This is a genomic window from Hymenobacter mellowenesis, assembly GCF_030581005.1.
In the GTDB taxonomy this organism is placed as follows: Bacteria; Bacteroidota; Bacteroidia; order Cytophagales; family Hymenobacteraceae; genus Hymenobacter; species Hymenobacter mellowenesis.
Genome location: NZ_JAUQSX010000002.1, coordinates 331,180 through 350,025, shown reverse-complemented (window position 1 = coordinate 350,025; position 18,846 = coordinate 331,180). Strand labels below are relative to the sequence as shown.

Here is an 18,846-nt window from a genome sequence, read left to right as displayed (position 1 = left end):
CCCACGCGAGATGCTTCGCTGCGCTCTGCATGACGTTCTTTTACTTTTCTACACCCCAACCAACTCCATGACGCCCACCCTGCTCCGTCCCCACGCCGAAGACCTGTACGCCGAAGAACTGGCCGCCCTCAAAGCCACCGACCAGGCCCGCCCCAAACCGCCCGGCTGGCACCTCTCGCCCTGGGCCGTGGTGACGTATTTGCTGGGCGGCAAGCTCGATAATGGGTTTGAGATTGAGCCCAAGTACATCGGCCAGCGGCGGCTGATGGAAATTGCCGTCGCCACCCTGGCCACCGACCGCGCCTTGCTGCTGCTCGGCGTGCCCGGCACGGCCAAAAGCTGGGTGAGCGAGCACCTCACCGCCGCCATCAGCGGGCACACCAACCTGCTGGTGCAGGGCACTGCCGGCACCGCCGAAGACAGCCTGCGCTACTCCTGGAACTACGCCCGCCTGCTCGCCGAAGGCCCTTCGCTGGCCGCCCTCGTGCCCAGCCCGCTCTACAAAGGCATGGAAACCGGCCAGCTCGTCCGCATCGAAGAGCTGACCCGCATCCCCTCCGACGTGCAGGACACCCTGCTCACGATGCTCTCGGAAAAGGTGCTGCCCATCCCCGAGCTGAGCACCGAAATCCAGGCCCGGCAGGGCTTCAACGTCATCGCCACGGCCAACGACCGGGACCGGGGCGTGAACGAGCTCAGCAGTGCCTTGCGCCGCCGCTTCAACGCCGTGGTGCTGCCCCTGCCCGCCACCCTGGCCGAGGAAGTTCACATCGTGCAAACCCGCGTGGCCAAGCAGGGCCAGGCCCTCCAGCTGCCCGTAGAGGCGCCCGCGCTGGAGCAAATCAGCCGCCTCGTCACCATCTTCCGCGAGCTGCGCCAGGGCGTAACCGACAACGGCAAAACCAAGCTCAAGAGCCCCAGCGGCACCCTGAGCACCGGCGAGGCCATCTCCGTCATGAACTCCGGCCTGGCCCTGGCCGCCTACTTCGGCGATGGTACCCTGCGCGCCCACGACCTGGCCGCCGGCCTCACCGGTGCCGTCATCAAAGACCCCGCCCCCGACCGCGTGGTGTGGCTCGAATACCTCGAAACCGTGGCCAAGGAGCGCGAGGGCTGGAAGGATTTGTATAGGGCCTGCCGGGAGGTGGTGGAGTAATGAAATTCTCGAAAATCATTGCCTGTCTTCGCGAACTTGGGTTGTTGGCTACGCCCGAGGAATCAGCGGCCGACCATGAGCAACAGGTTGAAGTATTTGTTGCCCAGTTTGAAACCAAGTCCACAAATGATTTATTGGCAATGAACCAGAACCGGCTTTACATAACGGCGGCGCGGGAATCAGCAACAATATTAATTCGAGAACGGGAGCGGCAGAAAGAGGCAAATGGTAAGAGCCTCCAGGAACCCTGAGCAATGAAATTCAATGGCAGATGAGAATACAGATGCTGAAGTGGCTCCCGAATCATGCTGGACCGCGGTTGCCAACATCATTCGGGAGCGCCCTTATGGGCCGGGCGGCGAAGAAATTCGCTTCGGCACGAATCATTTCGCGCCGGGAGCTAAGGTTTATATCATCGATTGGTATGGCGGGATGTGTCAACGGATTATAGTGGTTGGATTGCACCGCAAATCCAGACGCTATATAACCTTGACAATTGACGTAAGACTGGTGGAAAATCTTCGTCCCAAAGTCTGTTATGACCCAACGGTTATTGCCAAATTCAAAGAGCATCATCCGCCAAAGCCACGATACAATACTGACTATACTAATTACCTGACCAAAGAATTTGCCGAAACCGTTTGCCATTCAATTCCCTACTGGCAGCTTAATTATAAATCGGCGGCAGAAACAGCAGAGCTATCAATTGATGAAATAAAATTTCGTCACCCCCGTACCTTTTTGTCTCGGCTTCAGGTTTTTCTCGGCTTTCTTCTAAAGAACTAATCTGTTCTATGCCCTTCGACCCCACTACCTTCCCCATCGACGACACCCAGCTACCCTGGGGCCTGAGCCTGGCCGAAGTGGAGGCGCGGCTGCCGGGCCGGGCGTGGTGGGAGCCCTACGGCGGCTGGCCCAACCTGCGCGGCGCCTGCCACACCGTGTTCGGGCTGGCGGCCACGGCCTGCAATGTGCGCGCCCAGGCCCGCCACAAGCCCGTGCTACAAGTCAGCTACGAGCTGGCCCCGCCGCCCACGCACCGAGGGGAGCGGGCCGTGCCGCCTGCTACCTGGATGCAGTCCCTCACGCAGCTGCTCGGCCCGCCCACCGAGGCCAAAACCTACCCCAATGCCAACCACCCCGGCAATGTGAAGTACTCGGCCCGCTGGGAGCAGTGGCCATTGCAGGTGTCGCTGTCGGTATACGGCGGCGTGCGCCTTGACGAGCCGGGTGGGCCGGCCGCCGCCGGCCTGTTTCTCGATTGGCAGGACATGGTGGCCGTGGCCGGGCCGCTGGTGGCCGCCGCGCAAGCCCAGGCCAACGCCCTCGCCGCAGTAGCCGGGCAGGTCTCGCAACTCGAACGGTTCGATACTGCGCAAACCTACACGCCTTTCTACGTACCCGATTCCAGCAGCCCCGGCCCTCAAACGCCTTATACCAACGACCAGCGGCGGCAGGCGGAGCGCGCCCTCTACCGCGACGGCCTCTGCGACACGCCCGCCCTCCTGGCCCGGCAGCTCACCGAGCAGCAGGCGCTGCTGTGGGCCGTGCCAGGCCAGGAATCCTGGGCCGTTTCAACCCGCCGGGACACGGTGTTGGTGCCCGTCGATGCCCCGCCCCTGCTCGAACTCGTGACGCTGCACCCGGCCCGGGGCAGTGGCTACATTTCCCTGTATGTGGGTGCCATCCATCTGCAGGATGCCTACGGCTCGCCCACCCTCGGCCGAATGGCCGACGCGCTGGAACGCGCCACGGGAGCCCCCGTCAGCCGCGTGGAAGAGTATGACTGCTGAGCTTGAGCAGGTTTCTGCTAACGACCGGCGCTTTTTAATATTCCCTAAAATCCGCATGTAAGGAAAGCAGGGCTGTACCGTCAGACCCGAAGCTTGCGTCCTTTGCAAGCCCGCTACTTTCCTTTTCATGCAAGAATTCGACGCCATTATCATCGGTGGCAGCTACGCCGGCCTCTCCGCCGCGCTGGCTTTGGGGCGCTCCCGCCGCCGCGTGCTTGTCCTCGACACCGGCCGGCCCTGCAACCGCCAGACGCCCCACTCCCACAACTTCCTCACCCAGGACGGCGCCACGCCCACCGCCCTGCGCGCCCAGGCCCGGGCCGAGGTGCAACACTACCCCACCATCGAGCTGCGGGCCGACGAAGCCCTGACCGCCACCGCCCTTCCCGGTGGTGGGTTCCGCATCGAAACTGCTGCCGGGGCCAGCCTCACAGCGTCGAAGCTGCTGCTCGCCACGGGCGTCATCGACTTGCTGCCCGCCCTGCCCGGCTTTGCCGAATGCTGGGGCATTTCGGTGCTGCACTGCCCCTACTGCCACGGCTACGAAGTGGCCGAGCAGCGCCTCGGCGTCATCGGCAACGGCGAGATGGGCTTCGCTTTTGCCCGCCTCATTCATAACTGGTCGCGTCAGTTGACGCTGTTTACGGACGGGCCCGCCACGCTCAGCCCCGCCCAGTTGCAGACGCTGGCCCGCCACGGCATTACCGTGGTGGAAACCCCGTTGGCCGGCATTGTCCACACCCAAGGACAGCTACAGGCCGTGCAGTTGGCCGATGGCAGCGCCCGCCCGCTAGACGCGGTATTTGCCCGCGTGCCGTTTGAGCAGGCCGGTACCCTGGCCCGGCAGTTGGGCTGCGCCTTCACGGAGATGGGGCACGTGCAGGTCGATGACTTCCAGCGCACCAGCGTGCCCGACGTGTTCGCGGCCGGCGATGCGACCACGCCCTTCCGGGCCGTTTCAGCCGCCGTTGCCGCTGGTGGCAAAGCCGGCGCCCTTATCAACATGGAGCTAATCGAAGAGCGTTTTTAGACAGGTGCAGGGCGGGTTGGGCCCGGTGTTGTTCATTTGCAGCTCCTGTCCAACCCTTTTCCGCTCATGCCTACCCCCGACCTGCGCCTGTTCGGCATTCGCCACCACGGCCCTGGCAGCGCCGCCAGCCTCGTGGCCGCCCTCGAAGCCTTCCGGCCCGACATCGTGCTGCTGGAATGCCCCGCCGATGCCGAAGCCGCTCTGGCCACGGCCACTAATCCGGAACTGGTACCGCCGGTGGCCCTGCTCGTGTACAACCCCAAGCAGCAAGGCCAAGCCTCGTTTCTGCCATTCGCGGAGTTTTCGCCAGAGTGGCAGGCGGTGCAGTGGTGCTTCAGGAATCAGGCGCACATCAGGTGCATGGATTTCCCGATGTCGTTGCGGTTTGGGATGCGGGAAGCGGCTTTGACTACCTCTCCGTCAACCTTACCCCCTGACCCTCTCTCCAAAAAAGAGGGGGCACCGATTCGTGAGGACGAAGGAGCTCTGGAAACTGGGGCGGATTCTGTTCCTGTTGAAATTCATGGTTTCCAGCCAGCTGAAGAAAGCGGTGCTGGTGCCCCCTCTCTTTTGGAGGGGGGGTCAGGGCGTGAGGTTTCGGGACCGAGCGGTAAGCCGCCGGAGGTCGAGCCCGATACCGACCCCGTGGCCTACATCGCCCACCTGGCCGGCTACACCGATTCGGAGCAGTGGTGGGAAACCCACCTCGAACACGCCCCCGGCAAAGCCGACACCTTCGCCGTGGTGCTGGATTTGATGACGGCGCTACGCGAGGAGCTGCGGCGCCCCGAAACCGAGGAAACGCTGCTGCGCGAGGCTTTTATGCGCGAAAGCTTGCGCGCAACTTTGGCCCAGGGCTACCCGCGCATGGCGGTGGTCTGTGGCGCTTGGCACGCGCCGGTGCTGCGAGCCGAACTCTTCAAAAAGGAAGACAAAGCCCGCCTGAAAGGCCTCAAGAAAGTTGCCACCGAAACCACCTGGATTCCGTGGACTTACGAGCGGCTTTCTTTCAGCTCGGGCTACGGAGCGGGCGTGCTCTCGCCGGCCTGGTACGAGCTGCTGTTTGCCCAGCCGCGGGCCGAAGTGCTGACGCACTGGATGGTGCGCGCCACGCGCCTGCTGCGCGGGCAGGACGTAGACGCCTCCTCCGCCCACGCCATTGAGGGTGTGCGGCTGGCTGCCGCGCTGGCCGCCGTGCGCGGGCTGGCGTTGCCGGGCATCGATGAGTTGCAGGAAGCCGCCGTGGCCATCCTGGGCGGGGGCTACGCCGAGCAGCTGGCGCTGGTACACAAGGAGTTGGTAATTGGCGTAAGGCTGGGCGAGGTGCCCGCCGGCCTGCCCGCCACGCCCTTGCAGCAGGACCTAACCCAGCAGCAAAAAACCCTGCGCCTCAAGCCCGAAGCCACGCCCAAGACGCTCGACCTCGACCTGCGCCAGCCCGCCCAGCTGGAGCGCAGCCACCTGCTGCACCGCCTGCGCCTGCTGGCCATCAACTGGGGCGAGCCGGAGGAAGCAAGCGGCAAAAGCGGCACCTTCCACGAACTCTGGACGCTGGAATGGGAGCCCGAAATGGCCCTGTCCGTGATTGAGGCCGGCCGCTGGGGCAATACCGTGCTGGCCGCCGCCGTGGCCCGCGCCACCGCCCGCGCCGCCGAAGCCAGCAGCCTCGAAACCGTGAGCACGCTGCTCGAAGAAGCCCTCCGCGCCGACCTCGGCCCGGCCATTCCGGCGCTGGTGGTCCGGCTCGAAACCATCGGGGCCGACACCCGCGACGTAACCCACCTGCTCGCCGCCCTGCCCCCGCTGGCCCAGGTGCTGCGCTACGGCAACGTGCGCCGCACCGACACCCGGCAAGTGGCCCAGGTGGTGCAGCAGCTGGTGCCGCGCCTGTGCATCGGCCTGCCCGCCGCCTGCGCCGGGCTGGATTATGATGCCGCCAAAGCCCTGCTGGAGCGCCTCGAAGCCACCCATCAGGCCATCCGCCTGCTGCAAAACGACGCCCACGAAGCTGATTGGTACGCCGCCCTGGCCGCCGTTCAGCGCAACGCCGCCACCAACGGCCTACTGGCCGGCACGGCCACCCGCCTGCTTTTCGATGCCCAGCAAACCGGTCCCGACGCCACCGCCACGGCCCTCGGCCTGGCCCTGGCCCCCGCCCAGCCCACCGACTACGCCACGGCTTGGATTGAAGGCTTCCTGCGCGGCAGCGGCCTGCTGCTCATCCACCACCGTGAGTTATTCGACTTGCTCGACCACTGGATGGCGGAACTCACCGAAGACACGTTCCGCGAAATCGTGCCGCTATTGCGCCGGGCCTTCACCGATTTCTCGCTGCCAGAGCGGCGGCAGATTCTGGAAATAGCGAGTACGGATGCGGGCGCCGCTGTAGCGCCGGAAACCGAGGATTTTGACTGGGAGCGCGGGGCGCGGGTGCTACCAGGGCTGCGCGAGTTGCTGGGCGTTTAATTTTTAATTCGAACAGTCCTCCGAACGGTCATGCTGAGCGAAGTCGAAGCATCTCGCGTGCCACCACTAATCCTTTTTCTTACGATTGAATTACTTCTGCACGCGAGATGCTTCGACCGCGCTCAGCATGACGTTCAATTATCAACTCAAATCCATTCATGCCCACTACCCCTACCCGCTGGAAACTCGTCTTGGGCAGCGCCGCCGATGCTGCCAATTCGGTATCGATGCCGCCCGACTACGGCCGTATGGACGACGTACTCACCGCCCTCTACGACGGCGACAAGGCCGAGCGCAAGGCCGGGCTGGGTGGCTCGGCGCCGCGCGTGAGCCGCTGGCTGGGCGACATTCGGGAGTATTTTCCCACCGAGGTGGTGGCCATTATGCAGCAGGACGCCATGACGCGCCTGGGCCTCAACCAGCTGCTGCTGGAGCCCGAAATTCTGCGCACCGTGCAGGCCGACGTGCATTTGGTGGGCACACTCATGTCGCTGAGCCGGGTGATGCCACAAAAGGCCAAGGCCACTGCCCGCGAGGTCATTACCAAAGTGGTGCGCGAGCTGGAAAAGAAACTCAGCAACCCGCTGCGCCAGGCCGTGCAGGGCGCCCTGAGCCGGGCCGTGCGCAACCCGCGCCCGCGCTACCACGAAATCGACTGGGGCGCCACCATCAAGGCCAACCTGAAGCACTACCAAGCGGCCCACAAAACCATTATTCCGGAGCGGCTGGTGGGTTTCGGGCGGCGCGGGCAGGCGCTGAAGGAAATCGTGCTCTGCGTGGACCAAAGCGGCTCGATGGCCTCTTCTGTCGTTTATGCGGGCGTGTTCGGGGCGGTGCTGGCCTCGCTGAAAGCGGTAAAAACGCACATGGTGGTGTTCGATACGGCCGTGGTAAACTTAAGCGAAAACCTGCACGACCCGGTGGATTTGCTGTTCGGCGTGCAGCTGGGCGGCGGCACCGATATCAACCTGGCCCTCAGCTATTGCCAGCAGCTCATCACCCGCCCCACGGATACCATCCTCGTCCTCATCACCGACCTCTACGAAGGCGGCAATGAGAAAGAAATGATAAAGCGCGCCGCCGCCCTCAAAGCCGCCGGCGTGAACATCGTGGTGCTCTTGGCCCTGAGCGACGATGGCGCCCCGAGCTTCGACCGGCGCGTGGCCGAGCAGCTGGCGGCGCTGGAGATTCCGAGCTTCGCCTGCACGCCGGCAAAGTTTCCGGAGCTGATGGCCCGGGCCATTCAGGGGCAAAAGCTGGAGGCGCTGTAGCGTGGACTCTGCGAGTCCGCGCTTGCCTGGGTTTGACCAAGCGATGCGCGGACTCGCAGAGTCCACGCTACAATTAGTCCCGGAACGGCTTCAGACCCAACTCCATTTTCAGCAGTTCGACCGGGAATTTCACCGTTTCGAGGCCGCGCTGGAAGCCGGCGGTGCGGTTCATCTGGGGCACCGGAATCCAGAGGGCTCCTGCCTGGTCAATCCACAGGGCATCGGCCCAGATGAGGCGCGGGTCCTGCACCAACACGCTGCTTTGGCCGGCGGGCGTCACTTTAAGGATGCGCTTTTCGTTGGCGTCGCACACGTAGAGGTTGCCGTCGGCATCGATGGCGGTGCCGCCGCAGGTGGGCGAATTGAAGAAGTAGGTGACCTTTTTGGCGAGGTCGGCGGAGTTGATGTTGGGGTCGTCCAGGTATCGGGTTTCGACGCGGTACATGGGGCCGGCGGCGGTCTGGTAGTAATAGTACTGGCCATCGGGTGACACTTCCATCTGGTCGGCGTGCAAAGCCACTTTGTCACCGTTGGGCTTGAGCATCATTTTGCCCTCGCCGTACATGGGCCGGCGGGCGGTGGTGGTGCTGTCGTTGTTGAGCAGGCGGCGGCCCTGGCCGGTTTTCTGGTTGAGCACGATGAGGCCGGGCGCGCCGGCATCGGTCACGTAAATCATCTCGCCGTGGAAGCGCAAATCGTCCACGAAGCTTTTAGGCCGGGTGTATTGGTAGAGGTCGATGGACTTCACCAGCTGGTTCTTGCTGATGTCGAAAGCCAGCAGCTTGGGGCCGTCTTTCACGGGCACGACGTCGGACTTGGGCGTGCCGGTGTCCACTATCCAGAGGTAGCCTTCGGGGCCGAAGCGCAGGGAATTGGCCCGCACAAAGGCTTGCTTGGCGGGGTCGCCGGGCTGCTGCCAATTGTTCCAGGCGCGGTTGGGCCAGGGCGTAACTTTGCCGTCTTTCAGCTCGCCGATGCGGGTGCCGGGCCCTCCCTCGTTGTGCGGAAACAGCACGAAGGTGCGGCCGTCGTCGGCCACGGCCACGCCGTTCCAGATGGTGTCGGAAGTAGCCACCAACTCCAGTTTGGCGGCCGAAGGCGAAGTAGGCACCTTGGGCGGCAGGGCCACGCCCACGGCCTTTTCGGTGCCCGAGCCGCCCGAGCAGGCGGCCAGCAGCAGGCCGGCGGGTAATAGCAGCAGGGTACGAGAAAAGAGCATCTTTTTGGTGAATTAGTCCTTCAGTCTTTACGCGCCCCGGCCGTGCTCGGGTTACTGGCCACGCCGCGCTTTCGCTGGCTATGCCCCGGCCAGCAGCTTTTCCAGCGCTTTTTCGTCATCGGCTTCCAGGGCCACTTCGGCTTTCAGGTTTTCGAGGTCGCGCTTCACGCTGGCAACGGCCAGGGTTTTACCACCGGCTCTATAGGCAATCGAGAATTCCTGTTTAGCCAAATCGCCGCTTACCACGGCCTCGTCCCACTTCTCGGCGTGGCCCACGTAGCGAATGGACAGGTCGTAGTGCTTGCTCCAGAAGAATGGCACGGCGTCGAACTGCTCGCGCTGGCCCAGCATGTTGCGGGCGGCCGTCTGGCCCTGGCGCTGGGCCACCACCCAGTGCTCAACACGAATATTCTGGCCGGAGTGCGGGTCGGGCCAGCGGGCAATGTCGCCGGCCGCGAAGATGCCGGGCGCGCTGGTTTCGAGGTATTCGTTCACGGTCACGCCCTTTTCAATAGCTAATCCGGCGGCCTCGGCCAGCGCCAGGCGGGGCCGCACCCCGATGCCGGCTACCACCAAATCGGCCGGCAGCCGCTCGCCGTTTTCCAGTACCACCACGCCTTCTTCGATGCGTTCGGCATTTTGTTCGAGGTGAAAAAACACGCCCTTTTCCTTGTGCAGCTTGCGCACGATTTCGCCCAGCTCCGGCCCCAGCACCTTAGCCAGCGGGAGCTGGTCAGGCGCCACAACGTGTACATCCAGACCTAAACCGCGCAGGGCCGCCGCCACTTCCAGCCCAATAAAGCTGGCCCCGATAACGACGGCCCGCCGCGCGCCTTTGGCCCCGGCCACGATGGCGCGGTGGTCGGTCAGCGAGCGGAGCAGGTGCACGTGCGGCAGGTCGTGGCCCGGAATGTCGAGCCGTATCGGCTCGGCGCCGGGAGCCAGCAGCAGCCGGTCGTAGGCGTGGGCCGCGCCGTTGGCCAGCAGCACGCGCCGGCCGGCCACATCAATGCCCGCGACTTCACCGCGCACAATATCAATTTTATGCGCTGTATAAAAGCCCGCCGGCCGCAGCGCCACTGGCTTTTTCTCATCGGCCGGGAAGCTTTTGGACAGCATCGTGCGGTCATACGGCGCTTCGGCCTCGCCGTCAAGCACGGTGATGCGGCCTTTGTAGCCCTCGCGGCGCAGCATCTCGGCCGCCGCGCTGCCCGCTGCGCCCGCCCCGATGATGACCACAGCATCTGGGTAGGCTTTGGTTTCGGAGGTGCCGACGGGCGCCAACGGGTCGCGCGCTTGTTTGCCGGTCACGTAGGCGCGGCCGTTGCGCTGCTCCACCGTCCAGCAGGGCAGCGGGTCGAGGGCCGGGGCGCGCAGGGCCTCCCCGGTGCGCAGGCTGAAACAGGCGTGGTGCCAGGGGCAGCGCACGGTGTCGCCATCAAGCAAGCCCTTGCCCAACGGCGCGCCCAGGTGGCTGCATTTGGCCGATATGGCCAGAATTTCATTGCCGCGCCGGGCCAGCAGTACGGGCTCGCCGTGGGCGTGGCCGGTGGTCATGCCGCCATCGGGCAGGTCGGTGAGGGCGAGGCCATCGTTCAAAAAGTCAGGGCCGGTGAGGGGCGTGGCAGCAGCGTCAGCCATAAATTTTTAAGGAAAATGAGAGGTTGCAAAAGTACTTCTCATACGGACCACGGGTATTTTTAGTGATGCCGCTGGGTTCGGTCGTACTGCTCTTGAAGCTATAATATGCCTCATTCCGGTTAGGCTTCCGCTGGGGCTTGGCCGATTCCCCGGGGTTGAGGTAATTCCAGAGTTTATGCCCCGCGCCCGACATTTGCCAAGCTTCCCTTACACTAGCACATCACTATTGCGACTGAAATGCGGCTGACCGTAGCTAACAGAGACCATAGGCAATGACAGAATCCGACATCCCTCAAGAATCTTTCTGCACGGCTGTAGGCAATATTGTTACTGAGCGTCCATACGGTCCCGGCGGTGAAGAAATACGCACTGGCACCAAACACTTCCGCCCCGGTGCAAAAGTCTATATCATCGATTATTTTGGAGGTATGTGTGAATCTGTAGTTGTAATTGGGTACCAACGTAAGTCAAACCGTCTCATTAAAGCTATTATCAAAGCAAAGTATCTTGAAAACTTTCGCGTAAAACAGTGTTATAGCTTGGCTGCCATTCGTCTAATTAAAGAACACCAGGCAAATCCGCCAACGGCTGAGCTGACGCAGGAATTTGCTGAAACGCTTTGCCGGATACTACCGCACTGGCGATAGGAATTAAATCATCACTTGTTAATGGTTGTTCGTATTCACGAACGAACCCAACCCGCATTCTTTTGTCCGATACCACCCTCCCTTTCGCCCCCGTCGACCCCTACGCCATCGAAAAAGAGCTGCGCCAGGTGCAAGCCCTCATGAAGCTGGAGCAGCAGGAAGACCTGGAGCAATTCAAACTCAAAAACGCCAAAGCCAGCATCCAGGAGCGGCAGCAGCGCGGCCTCACCTGGTACCCCGTCACCATCACGCAGGAAGACATTGGCTTCGGCGGCAAAGTGGTGCTGGAGCTGGAGCGGCCCGCCGGGCAGCAGGGCCTGCACCTGTTTCAGGTGGGCAAGAACGCGGCTTTGTTTGGCAACGTGCCCGGCCGCGCGGCCACCGACCGGCCCACCCTCAACGGCGTTATCACCAGTGTGCGGCGCAACAAGCTGCTGCTCGCCACCACCAAGGAAGACCTGCCCGACTGGGTGACCGAAGGCCACAAGCTGGGCATCGACCTGACCTTCGACGAGGTGAGCTACCGCGAGATGGACTACGCCCTGGGCAAAGTCATGGGTGCCTACGGCGACCGCCTGGCCGAGCTGCGCGACATCTTGCTGGGAGCCAAGGAAGCCCGCTTCCGCGACGAAAAAGCTACCGACTTGTTCTACCCCAGCCCGCTGAATGACTCGCAGCTGGCAGCCGTGCGCCACGTGCTGGCGGCCAAGGACGTGGCCATCATCCACGGCCCGCCCGGCACCGGCAAAACCACCACGCTGGTGCAGGCCATCCTGGAAACCATCCGGCGCGAGCGGCGCGTGCTGGTGTGCGCGCCGAGCAACACGGCCGTCGATTTGCTCACCGAGAAGTTGGCCGAGCGCGGCGTCAACGTCATTCGGATGGGCAACCCCTCGCGGGTTTCTGACCTGCTGCTGGAGCACACGCTGGATGCGCAGGTGATGAACCACAAAAGCTACAACGAAATGCGCTCGATGCGCCAGACGGCCGACCAGTACCGCGAAACCGCCAGCAAGTACGTGCGCAACTTCGGTTTTGAGGAGCAGCAGCACCGCCGGCAGTTGAAGGATGAAGCGCGCATGCTGTTTCAGCAGGCCGATGATTTGGAGCGCTACATCACCGAGGATTTGCTCGAATCGGTGCAGGTCATCACCTGCACGCTGGTGGGCGCCAGCAACCGCAACATTCGCCACCTGACCTACGAAACGGTGTTCATCGACGAGGCCGCGCAGGCCCTGGAGCCGGGCTGCTGGATTCCGATTGCCAAGGGCAACCGCGTGATTCTGGCCGGCGACCACCACCAGCTGCCGCCCACGGTGAAGAGCGACAAGGCCGGCGCCCTGCGCGAAACGCTGTTCGAGAAGGCCATCAAGCGTCAGCCGGCCACGGCTCGGATGCTGACGGTGCAGTACCGCATGCACGAGCAAATCATGCAGTTCAGCTCTGACCAGTTCTACGATGGCCAACTGGTGGCCTACGACACCGTGGCCCACGCCGGCCTCGACGCCTACGACCTGCGCTTCGCCCCCGACCTGCCCGTGGAATTCCTCGACACGGCCGGCTTCGGCTTCCAGGAAATCACCATCCCCGAAAGCCGCTCCACCGCCAACCCCGAAGAAGCGGATTTACTATTGAAACGCCTCGCCCAACTCCTCGAACCCTACGACCCCGCCGACCATGAGGAAGACCCGCTCAGCATCGGCGTTATTGCCCCCTACCGCGCCCAAATCAACTATTTGAAAGACGCTATCGAGGAAAACGACGAGCTCAGCGGCTTCATGCTGCACCGCCAGCTCAGCGTGGGCACCGTGGATTCGTTCCAGGGCCAGGAGCGCGACATCATCGCCATCACCCTCACCCGCAGCAACAACCACGGCGAAATCGGTTTCCTGAGCGACATCCGCCGCATGAATGTGGGCATGACCCGGGCCCGCAAAAAGCTGCTGCTCGTCGGCGACTCTTCGACGCTGAGCGCCCACCCGTTTTTCAAGGCGCTGATTGAGTACGTAGAGAGTGTGGGCGGCTACCGCACGGCGTGGGAGTTGCAGGACTAGGAAGGAAGATGTAGAGACGCAATATTTTGCTTCTCGTCGTTGAACTACCGAAACCGCGCAGAACCGCACAAGCTAAACAACATCAGCAACGACGAGACGCAAAATATTGCGTCTCTACTGCCCAGGTTTAGCACTGAATAAGTAACGCAACAGCCGTTATTTTCGCACCGGCTTTTTCCCTTGCCCGTGCGTCGATTCCTGTTTCTGCTGTTGCTGGCGCTGCTGGGCGCGGCCGGCCCCGGCCGGGCCCAGACGTGGCAGCGCGACCCGCTGCTGGGCCGTCTGCTCATCCACGAACTGGTGCAGGATTCCGCCGGCCTGCTCTGGGTAGCGGCTGATGAAGGCGTGTTTCGCTACGACGGCTACGAGCTGGTGCCCCTGCCGGCCCTCACCTCGCGGCCCGGGCAGGCCGGCATCGGCTACGCCCAGGCCCTCGTGTTCGACACGCAGCAAAACCTGTGGATTGGCAGCGCCAACGGCTTGTTTTGCCTGCGCGGCCGGGAACTCATGCGCATCACGCTGCCGGAGCAAGGCGCGGTGCCGCCGCGCATCTACGCGCTGGTACAGCACCCCCGCTCGCACGACATCTGGGTGAGCTACGACAACCACCTGGCCTACCTACCCGCAGGTCAACTGCCCGCGCGGCCGGTGCCCTCGCCCCTGCGCGCGCCCGCCACCTGGCTGCGGCCCGATGGCGCGGCGGATATGTGGATGGTTTCGGTGCTGCACGAGCTGGGGCACGGGCCGCCGGCCGGCGTGGCGGCGGTGCCAGTGCGCACTTATCTGGGCGAATTGCAGCCCGTGCCCGGCACGCAGCCCCTGCAGCTGGTGGGCTCGAATGCGCTCTACGAAGCCCAGCCCGACGGGGAGCTGCGCGAGGTTCGGCGCTGGCTGCCGGGCCCTAACGTCAACAATTTCAGCCCCGGCACCACGCCCGGCAGCTGGCAGTGGGTGGTGGCGCGCCAGCTGGTGGAGCTGACCTGGCCCGCTGGCCAGCGCCTGCCCACCGTGGCCCGGCACCCCGTGGCCTTCGAGCGCGAGGGTCAACTCAGCCGCCAATACACCGTGTACACCGACGCCAGCGGCCTGCGCTGGAGCGCCAGCCCGGGGCAGCGCGGCTGCTTCAAGGAGCGGGCCACGGCCACGGGCGTCGACCTGCTGCCCACCCGGCCGCTGCGCAGCTACAGCACCCGCGCCATCAGCCGCCTGCCCGATGGCCGGCTGCTGGTGAGCGCCTACGGAGCCACCCTGGTGCAGGCCGCCGACAGCCCCCGCGCCCCGCTGCGCCCCCTGCCCCTCACCGAAGCCGGCCGCCCCACCGATGCCGTGCTGCTGGACGTGGCCACCACGCCCGCCGGCCAGGTATTTTTCGCCGAAGAAAACCACGCCTTCGGCCAGCTTGACCCGCGCACCGGCCAGGTGACGCGCCTGGCCTGGACGGGCACGTCCTCCGAATTTACCAGCAGCCTGTGCTTACTGCGCGACCTGCGCGGCCGGCTGTGGGGCGGCACCACCCGGGGCCTCTACCTGCTGGATGCCGCCAGCCAGCAGGCCCGGCCCTACCCGGACGCGGCCGTGGCCCGGGCGGGGCAGCAGATACAGAAGCTGGCGGCCGGGCCCGACGGCATCCTCTGGCTGGCTACCAAGCACGGCCTCTACCGCCTAAATCCCGCCACCCACGCCCTCACCCACTACGGCCCCGCCGAAACCGGCCCCCGCCGCTTTCCCACCGACGACGTGCTCTGCCTCTGGCCCACGCCCGACGGGCGCGTGTGGGCCGGCACCCGCGACCAGGGCCTGCTGCTCCTCGACCCCGCCCGGGGCGTGGCCGAGCACCTCACCACCGCCAGCGGCCTGCTCAGCAACACGGTGGGCACCCTGTTGCCCGGCGGCCCCAACGAGCTGTGGGGTGGCACCTACGCCGGCCTGCTGCGCTACAACCTGCGCACCCGCCACCTGAGCGTATTGACTGAAGAAGACGGCCTGGCCGATGCCGAGTTCAACCGCCTCTCGGCCTGGCGCGAGGCCGACGGCAGCCTGCTTTTTGGCGGCGTGGGCGGCGTGTGCCGGGTGCGCCCGGCGCCCGCGCCCGCCAGCCCGCCCCGCCCCCCGCGTCTGCTGCTCACGGCCTACACTCAGCACCTGAGCGCGCTGGATACCACCCGCACCACCTATCTGGCCGGCCCCGCCGCGCCCGCGCTGACGCTGGCCCCGCACGACGCCTTCCTGGAGCTGAGCCTGGCCCTGACCGACTACCGGGCCCCGGAGCGCGCCCGCTTCCAGTACCGCCTGCGCGGCAGTGGCGATTCGCGCTGGCGCGGGCTGGGCACAGCACACGTGGTGGCGCTGCAGGGCCTGCCGGCCGGCGAGTACGAGCTGGAGATGCAGGGCGTGTCGGCCCGGGGCGAGGCGGCGCGCAACCTGCTGCGCGTGCCGCTGCGGGTGCAGGCACTGTGGTGGCGGCAGCCCTGGGCCTGGCTGCTGGCGGCGGCAATAGTGGCGGCCGGGCTCTACGTGGTGCACCGGCGCCGGCTGGCGCGGGTGCGGCACGACGAGCGCCTGCGCAGCCGCATTGCCGCCGATTTGCACGACGAAGTGGGCACCCTGCTCACGCGGGTGAACATGCAGGCGGAGCTGCTGCACCAGGCCCAGCCCGCCCCCAGCCCGGCCTTCGACCGCCTGCTGACCAACAGCCGGGCCGCCGCCAGCACCATGCGCGACATCGTGTGGGGCATCGACGCGCAGGCCGATACCGTGGGCGCGCTGCTCGACCGCATGCGCGACCACCTCGACCAGACCGCCGCGCCCGCCGGCCTCAACACCCACCTCGCCACCGACGGCCTGCCCGATGCCCTGCCCCTGCCGCCGGAGTTGCGCCAGCACCTATACCTCGTCTTCAAAGAAGCCGTGACCAACGCCGCCCGCCACGCCCGCCAGGCCACCGACCTGTGGGTGAGCCTCACCCGCGCCCCCGGCCAGCTGCGCCTCGAAGTGCGCAACAACGGCCCGGCGGCCGGCACCTCGCGCAGCGGCATGGGCCTGCGCAGCATGCGCCAGCGCGCCGAGGCCCTGCGCGGCACGCTGGATGCGGGGCCGGAGCCGGAAGACGGCTTCCGGGTGCGGCTGGTGGTGCCGTTTTGAGGAGATTGTGAAATATATAAAACGGTCATGCTGAGCGCAGTCGAAGCATCTCTACCGCGCAACTAATCCAATCGAGAGGATTTACTATTGCAGTAGAGATGCTTCGACTGCGCTCAGCATGACCGTTTTTTTCCCGTTTTCCCTATTCAATACCCCCCTACAAATGCCCGCGCGCGTGCCGGCTCACCAGCTCGGTGCGGCTGGTGACTTGCAGCTTTTTATAGATGCGCTTGACATAGGTGCGCACGGTTTCGAGGGATAAATCGAGGCGGGCGGCCACCTGCTTGTCGCCCAAGCCGTCGATGATGGCCAGCACCACGTCGCGCTCGCGGGCCGAGAGCAAATCGGTCTGCATCGAGGGCGAGGGCTTGAAGTGGGCCAGCACCTTGCGGGCCACGGCGCGGCTCATGGGCGCGCCGCCCCGGTGCACTTCGAGCACGGCAGCCTTGAGTTCGGGCAGGGGCGTGTTTTTGAGCACGTAGCCGCTGGCCCCGGCGCACAGGGCCTGGTAGATGCGGTCGGCGTCGTCGAATACGGTTTGCATGAGCACGTCGGCGTCGGGCAGGCGCTGCTTGATGGCGGGCAGGGCTTCGATGCCGCTCAGGCCGGGCAGGTGGATGTCGAGCAGCACCACCTGGGGTAGCAGAAACAGGTCGGGCAGCTGGCGCAGAAAGCTTTCGACCGAGTCGGCCAGGAGCACGCAGTCGAATTCGGGCTGCTGGCACAGGTAGCCCTGCAGCAGCTCGCGTACCTCGGGGTCATCTTCGACCAAAGCCAGGCGGATGGGATTCATGAAGGCAAAGGTCGGCCACCGGCCACGGCCCGCCAACCCGCGCCTACCCCCCAAATGCGGTACAAGCCGGCTTGCAATCGGGCTGAGACGCCGCAATAGGTTTGCATTCGCAACGCCCCGGCGGTCCGGCGCACCTTTGCAACCCGATTTTTTCACCTTACTCATTGCCCGATGAAAAAGACCTTTACCCTTCTATTTGCCGCGTTCCTGACGCTGCCCGCGCTGGCCCAAACGCCCATCACGCTCACCCAGGCCACTTTTCCAGCGGCGGCCGGCACCCAGGAGCAATATCAGGACGCCACCATTCCGACCGGCCTGACCAGCCCCAGCACCGGGGCCAACCAACCCTGGGACTACCGCACGCTGGGCGCCAGCGGCGCGCCCTACAGCCTCGCCTACCTGCCCGTGCCGGCCAGCGGCGGCATCGCCGGCGCGCAGTGGACGCGGGCGCGGCAGGCCATCGTCGGCGGCTTCTACTACAACTACACGGCTTATTACAGCCTGGCCGCCACCGGCCGCCTGGGCCTGGGCCGCACCACGACGCGCCAGCCCCTGTCCATCCGGACCAACACCGGCGGGGCCAACGACTCGGTCGTCATTAATGCCCAGACGGTGCGCTACGGCACCGGCACGGCGGGCATCGTCGATTTTCCGCTGCCGCTCACGGTGGGCAGCCGCAACCAGACGTTTTTCCGGTTTGGCGTGACGGGCACGCTCACCGTGGCGGCGGCCGGGCTCAACCGTGCGCCGTTCCGCATTGTGCAGCGCTATACTTACGTGGATTCAGTGGCGGGCTGGGGCACGGTGCGGATTCCGGTGGCGGGCCGCAGCACGGGTTCCGGCCCGCTGCCGGTGCTGCTGGTGCGCAGCCGCGTGATTCGGCAGGACAGCGTGTACCTGAACGGCGCGCCGGCCCCAGCCGCGCTGCTGGCGGCTTTCGGCATCACGCAGGGCGCCATCACGGCGGGCTATTATGATGGTTTCTGGCGCACGGGCTCGGCCCAGCCGGTGGCCGAACTGTACTACCCCAACCGCCAGTACGCCACGCCTAACTTCGCCGATTACTCCACCGAAAGCACCGTGCTGGCGGCCCGCGCCTCGTCGGCGCTGGCCGAGGCCTGGCAGGCCTGGCCCAACCCGCTGGCCGCCGGGCAGGACCTGCGCCTAGCCCTGCCGGGCGCACTGCCGGGCCAGCCGGTGCAGCTCACCATCACCAATGCCTTGGGCCGCGCCGTGCTCAGCCAGCCGCTGCCGCTGACGGGCGGCACGGCCACGCTGCCCGCCGTCGCCACCGAGGCGCTGCGGCCGGGGCTGTACCTGCTCACGTTGCGGCAGGGCGCGCAGCAGGCCACCAGCCGCTTGCTGCGGGAGTAGAGACGCAATATTTTGCGTCTCGTCGTTGAACGTCATCGTTGAACGACCTGGCCCTGCGCCGCATGACGATTTCGTTCAACGAGGAGACGCAAAATGTTGCGTCTCTACATCGCTGCGCCTCTCCGGTTTGCCGGAGGGGCGTTGCTATTTCTGAATCATTAGTTTCAACACCGAATACCCCCAATTGCGGTACAAGGGAAAATTGCGGCGGCCTTGGGGCGACGGGAATTTTGTAGCCAGAAATCGGTGAGTGGCAGGGGC

General features: G+C 65.1%; 13 protein-coding genes. 10 read left to right on the top strand and 3 right to left on the bottom strand.

The features are described from left to right. Positions 1-67: 67 nt before the first annotated feature. The 6 genes from Q5H92_RS05485 (at position 68) to Q5H92_RS05460 (ending at position 7,716) form a co-directional block, all read left to right on the top strand. A complete protein-coding gene (locus Q5H92_RS05485; RefSeq protein WP_305010490.1) occupies positions 68-1,156 on the top strand; it encodes an ATP-binding protein in 1,089 nt (362 codons plus the stop codon). A 264-nt stretch (positions 1,157-1,420) separates the two neighbouring features. Then, positions 1,421-1,942 carry a hypothetical protein gene (locus tag Q5H92_RS05480; protein WP_305010489.1) on the top strand — a complete coding sequence of 174 codons (522 nt, stop codon included), beginning with the start codon at positions 1,421-1,423 and terminating at the stop codon, positions 1,940-1,942. A gap of 8 nt (positions 1,943-1,950) precedes the next feature. Further along, positions 1,951-2,949 carry a hypothetical protein gene (locus tag Q5H92_RS05475; RefSeq protein ID WP_305010488.1) on the top strand — a complete coding sequence of 333 codons (999 nt, stop codon included), beginning with the start codon at positions 1,951-1,953 and terminating at the stop codon, positions 2,947-2,949. A 127-nt stretch (positions 2,950-3,076) separates the two neighbouring features. After that, a complete protein-coding gene (locus Q5H92_RS05470; protein ID WP_305010487.1) occupies positions 3,077-3,979 on the top strand; it encodes an NAD(P)/FAD-dependent oxidoreductase in 903 nt (300 codons plus the stop codon). Between the two features lie 66 nt (positions 3,980-4,045). Further along, positions 4,046-6,445 carry a DUF5682 family protein gene (locus tag Q5H92_RS05465; RefSeq protein ID WP_305010486.1) on the top strand — a complete coding sequence of 800 codons (2,400 nt, stop codon included), beginning with the start codon at positions 4,046-4,048 and terminating at the stop codon, positions 6,443-6,445. A 158-nt stretch (positions 6,446-6,603) separates the two neighbouring features. After that, positions 6,604-7,716, top strand: a complete 1,113-nt coding sequence (locus tag Q5H92_RS05460) for a VWA domain-containing protein (protein ID WP_305010485.1) — start codon at positions 6,604-6,606, stop codon at positions 7,714-7,716. Positions 7,717-7,789: 73 nt separating this feature from the next. Here Q5H92_RS05460 and Q5H92_RS05455 read toward each other — a convergent pair whose 3' ends face one another. Both Q5H92_RS05455 and Q5H92_RS05450 read right to left on the bottom strand, forming a co-directional pair. Beyond that, the gene (locus Q5H92_RS05455; RefSeq protein WP_305010484.1) at positions 7,790-8,935 is read right to left on the bottom strand and encodes an L-dopachrome tautomerase-related protein; all 1,146 of its coding nucleotides are present in this window, start codon (positions 8,933-8,935) and stop codon (positions 7,790-7,792) included. A gap of 78 nt (positions 8,936-9,013) precedes the next feature. Further along, complete coding sequence (locus Q5H92_RS05450) at positions 9,014-10,576, bottom strand: FAD-dependent oxidoreductase (RefSeq protein WP_305010483.1); 1,563 nt, start codon at positions 10,574-10,576, stop codon at positions 9,014-9,016. Positions 10,577-10,848: 272 nt separating this feature from the next. Between Q5H92_RS05450 and Q5H92_RS05445 the strand changes: the two genes are divergently transcribed. The 3 genes from Q5H92_RS05445 (at position 10,849) to Q5H92_RS05435 (ending at position 16,418) form a co-directional block, all read left to right on the top strand. Further along, positions 10,849-11,223, top strand: a complete 375-nt coding sequence (locus tag Q5H92_RS05445; protein ID WP_305010482.1) for a hypothetical protein — start codon at positions 10,849-10,851, stop codon at positions 11,221-11,223. Positions 11,224-11,285: 62 nt separating this feature from the next. Next, positions 11,286-13,277, top strand: a complete 1,992-nt coding sequence (locus Q5H92_RS05440; protein ID WP_305010481.1) for an AAA domain-containing protein — start codon at positions 11,286-11,288, stop codon at positions 13,275-13,277. Between the two features lie 186 nt (positions 13,278-13,463). Further along, entirely contained in the window at positions 13,464-16,418 is a 2,955-nt protein-coding gene (locus Q5H92_RS05435) for a sensor histidine kinase (protein ID WP_305010480.1), read from the top strand. Positions 16,419-16,575: 157 nt separating this feature from the next. On the opposite strand, the gene Q5H92_RS05430 is transcribed toward Q5H92_RS05435, so the two are convergent. After that, positions 16,576-17,211: a response regulator transcription factor gene (locus Q5H92_RS05430; protein ID WP_305010479.1), complete on the bottom strand. Its 636-nt coding sequence runs from the start codon at positions 17,209-17,211 to the stop codon at positions 16,576-16,578. 171 nt (positions 17,212-17,382) lie between these two features. On the opposite strand from Q5H92_RS05430, the gene Q5H92_RS05425 reads away from it, so the two are divergent. After that, the gene (locus tag Q5H92_RS05425; protein WP_305010478.1) at positions 17,383-18,585 is read left to right on the top strand and encodes a T9SS type A sorting domain-containing protein; all 1,203 of its coding nucleotides are present in this window, start codon (positions 17,383-17,385) and stop codon (positions 18,583-18,585) included. Positions 18,586-18,846: the final 261 nt, after the last annotated feature.

Bases quoted from the DNA above. Each gene is read 5' to 3' on its own strand.
- Q5H92_RS05485 (WP_305010490.1), top strand. From the start codon at position 68: ATGACGCCCACCCTGCTCCGTCCCCACGCCGAAGACCTGTACGCCGAA.
- Q5H92_RS05480 (WP_305010489.1), top strand. From the start codon at position 1,421: ATGGCAGATGAGAATACAGATGCTGAAGTGGCTCCCGAATCATGCTGG.
- Q5H92_RS05475 (WP_305010488.1), top strand. From the start codon at position 1,951: ATGCCCTTCGACCCCACTACCTTCCCCATCGACGACACCCAGCTACCC.
- Q5H92_RS05470 (WP_305010487.1), top strand. From the start codon at position 3,077: ATGCAAGAATTCGACGCCATTATCATCGGTGGCAGCTACGCCGGCCTC.
- Q5H92_RS05465 (WP_305010486.1), top strand. From the start codon at position 4,046: ATGCCTACCCCCGACCTGCGCCTGTTCGGCATTCGCCACCACGGCCCT.
- Q5H92_RS05460 (WP_305010485.1), top strand. From the start codon at position 6,604: ATGCCCACTACCCCTACCCGCTGGAAACTCGTCTTGGGCAGCGCCGCC.
- Q5H92_RS05455 (WP_305010484.1), bottom strand. From the start codon at position 8,935: ATGCTCTTTTCTCGTACCCTGCTGCTATTACCCGCCGGCCTGCTGCTG.
- Q5H92_RS05450 (WP_305010483.1), bottom strand. From the start codon at position 10,576: ATGGCTGACGCTGCTGCCACGCCCCTCACCGGCCCTGACTTTTTGAAC.
- Q5H92_RS05445 (WP_305010482.1), top strand. From the start codon at position 10,849: ATGACAGAATCCGACATCCCTCAAGAATCTTTCTGCACGGCTGTAGGC.
- Q5H92_RS05430 (WP_305010479.1), bottom strand. From the start codon at position 17,211: ATGAATCCCATCCGCCTGGCTTTGGTCGAAGATGACCCCGAGGTACGC.
- Q5H92_RS05425 (WP_305010478.1), top strand. From the start codon at position 17,383: ATGAAAAAGACCTTTACCCTTCTATTTGCCGCGTTCCTGACGCTGCCC.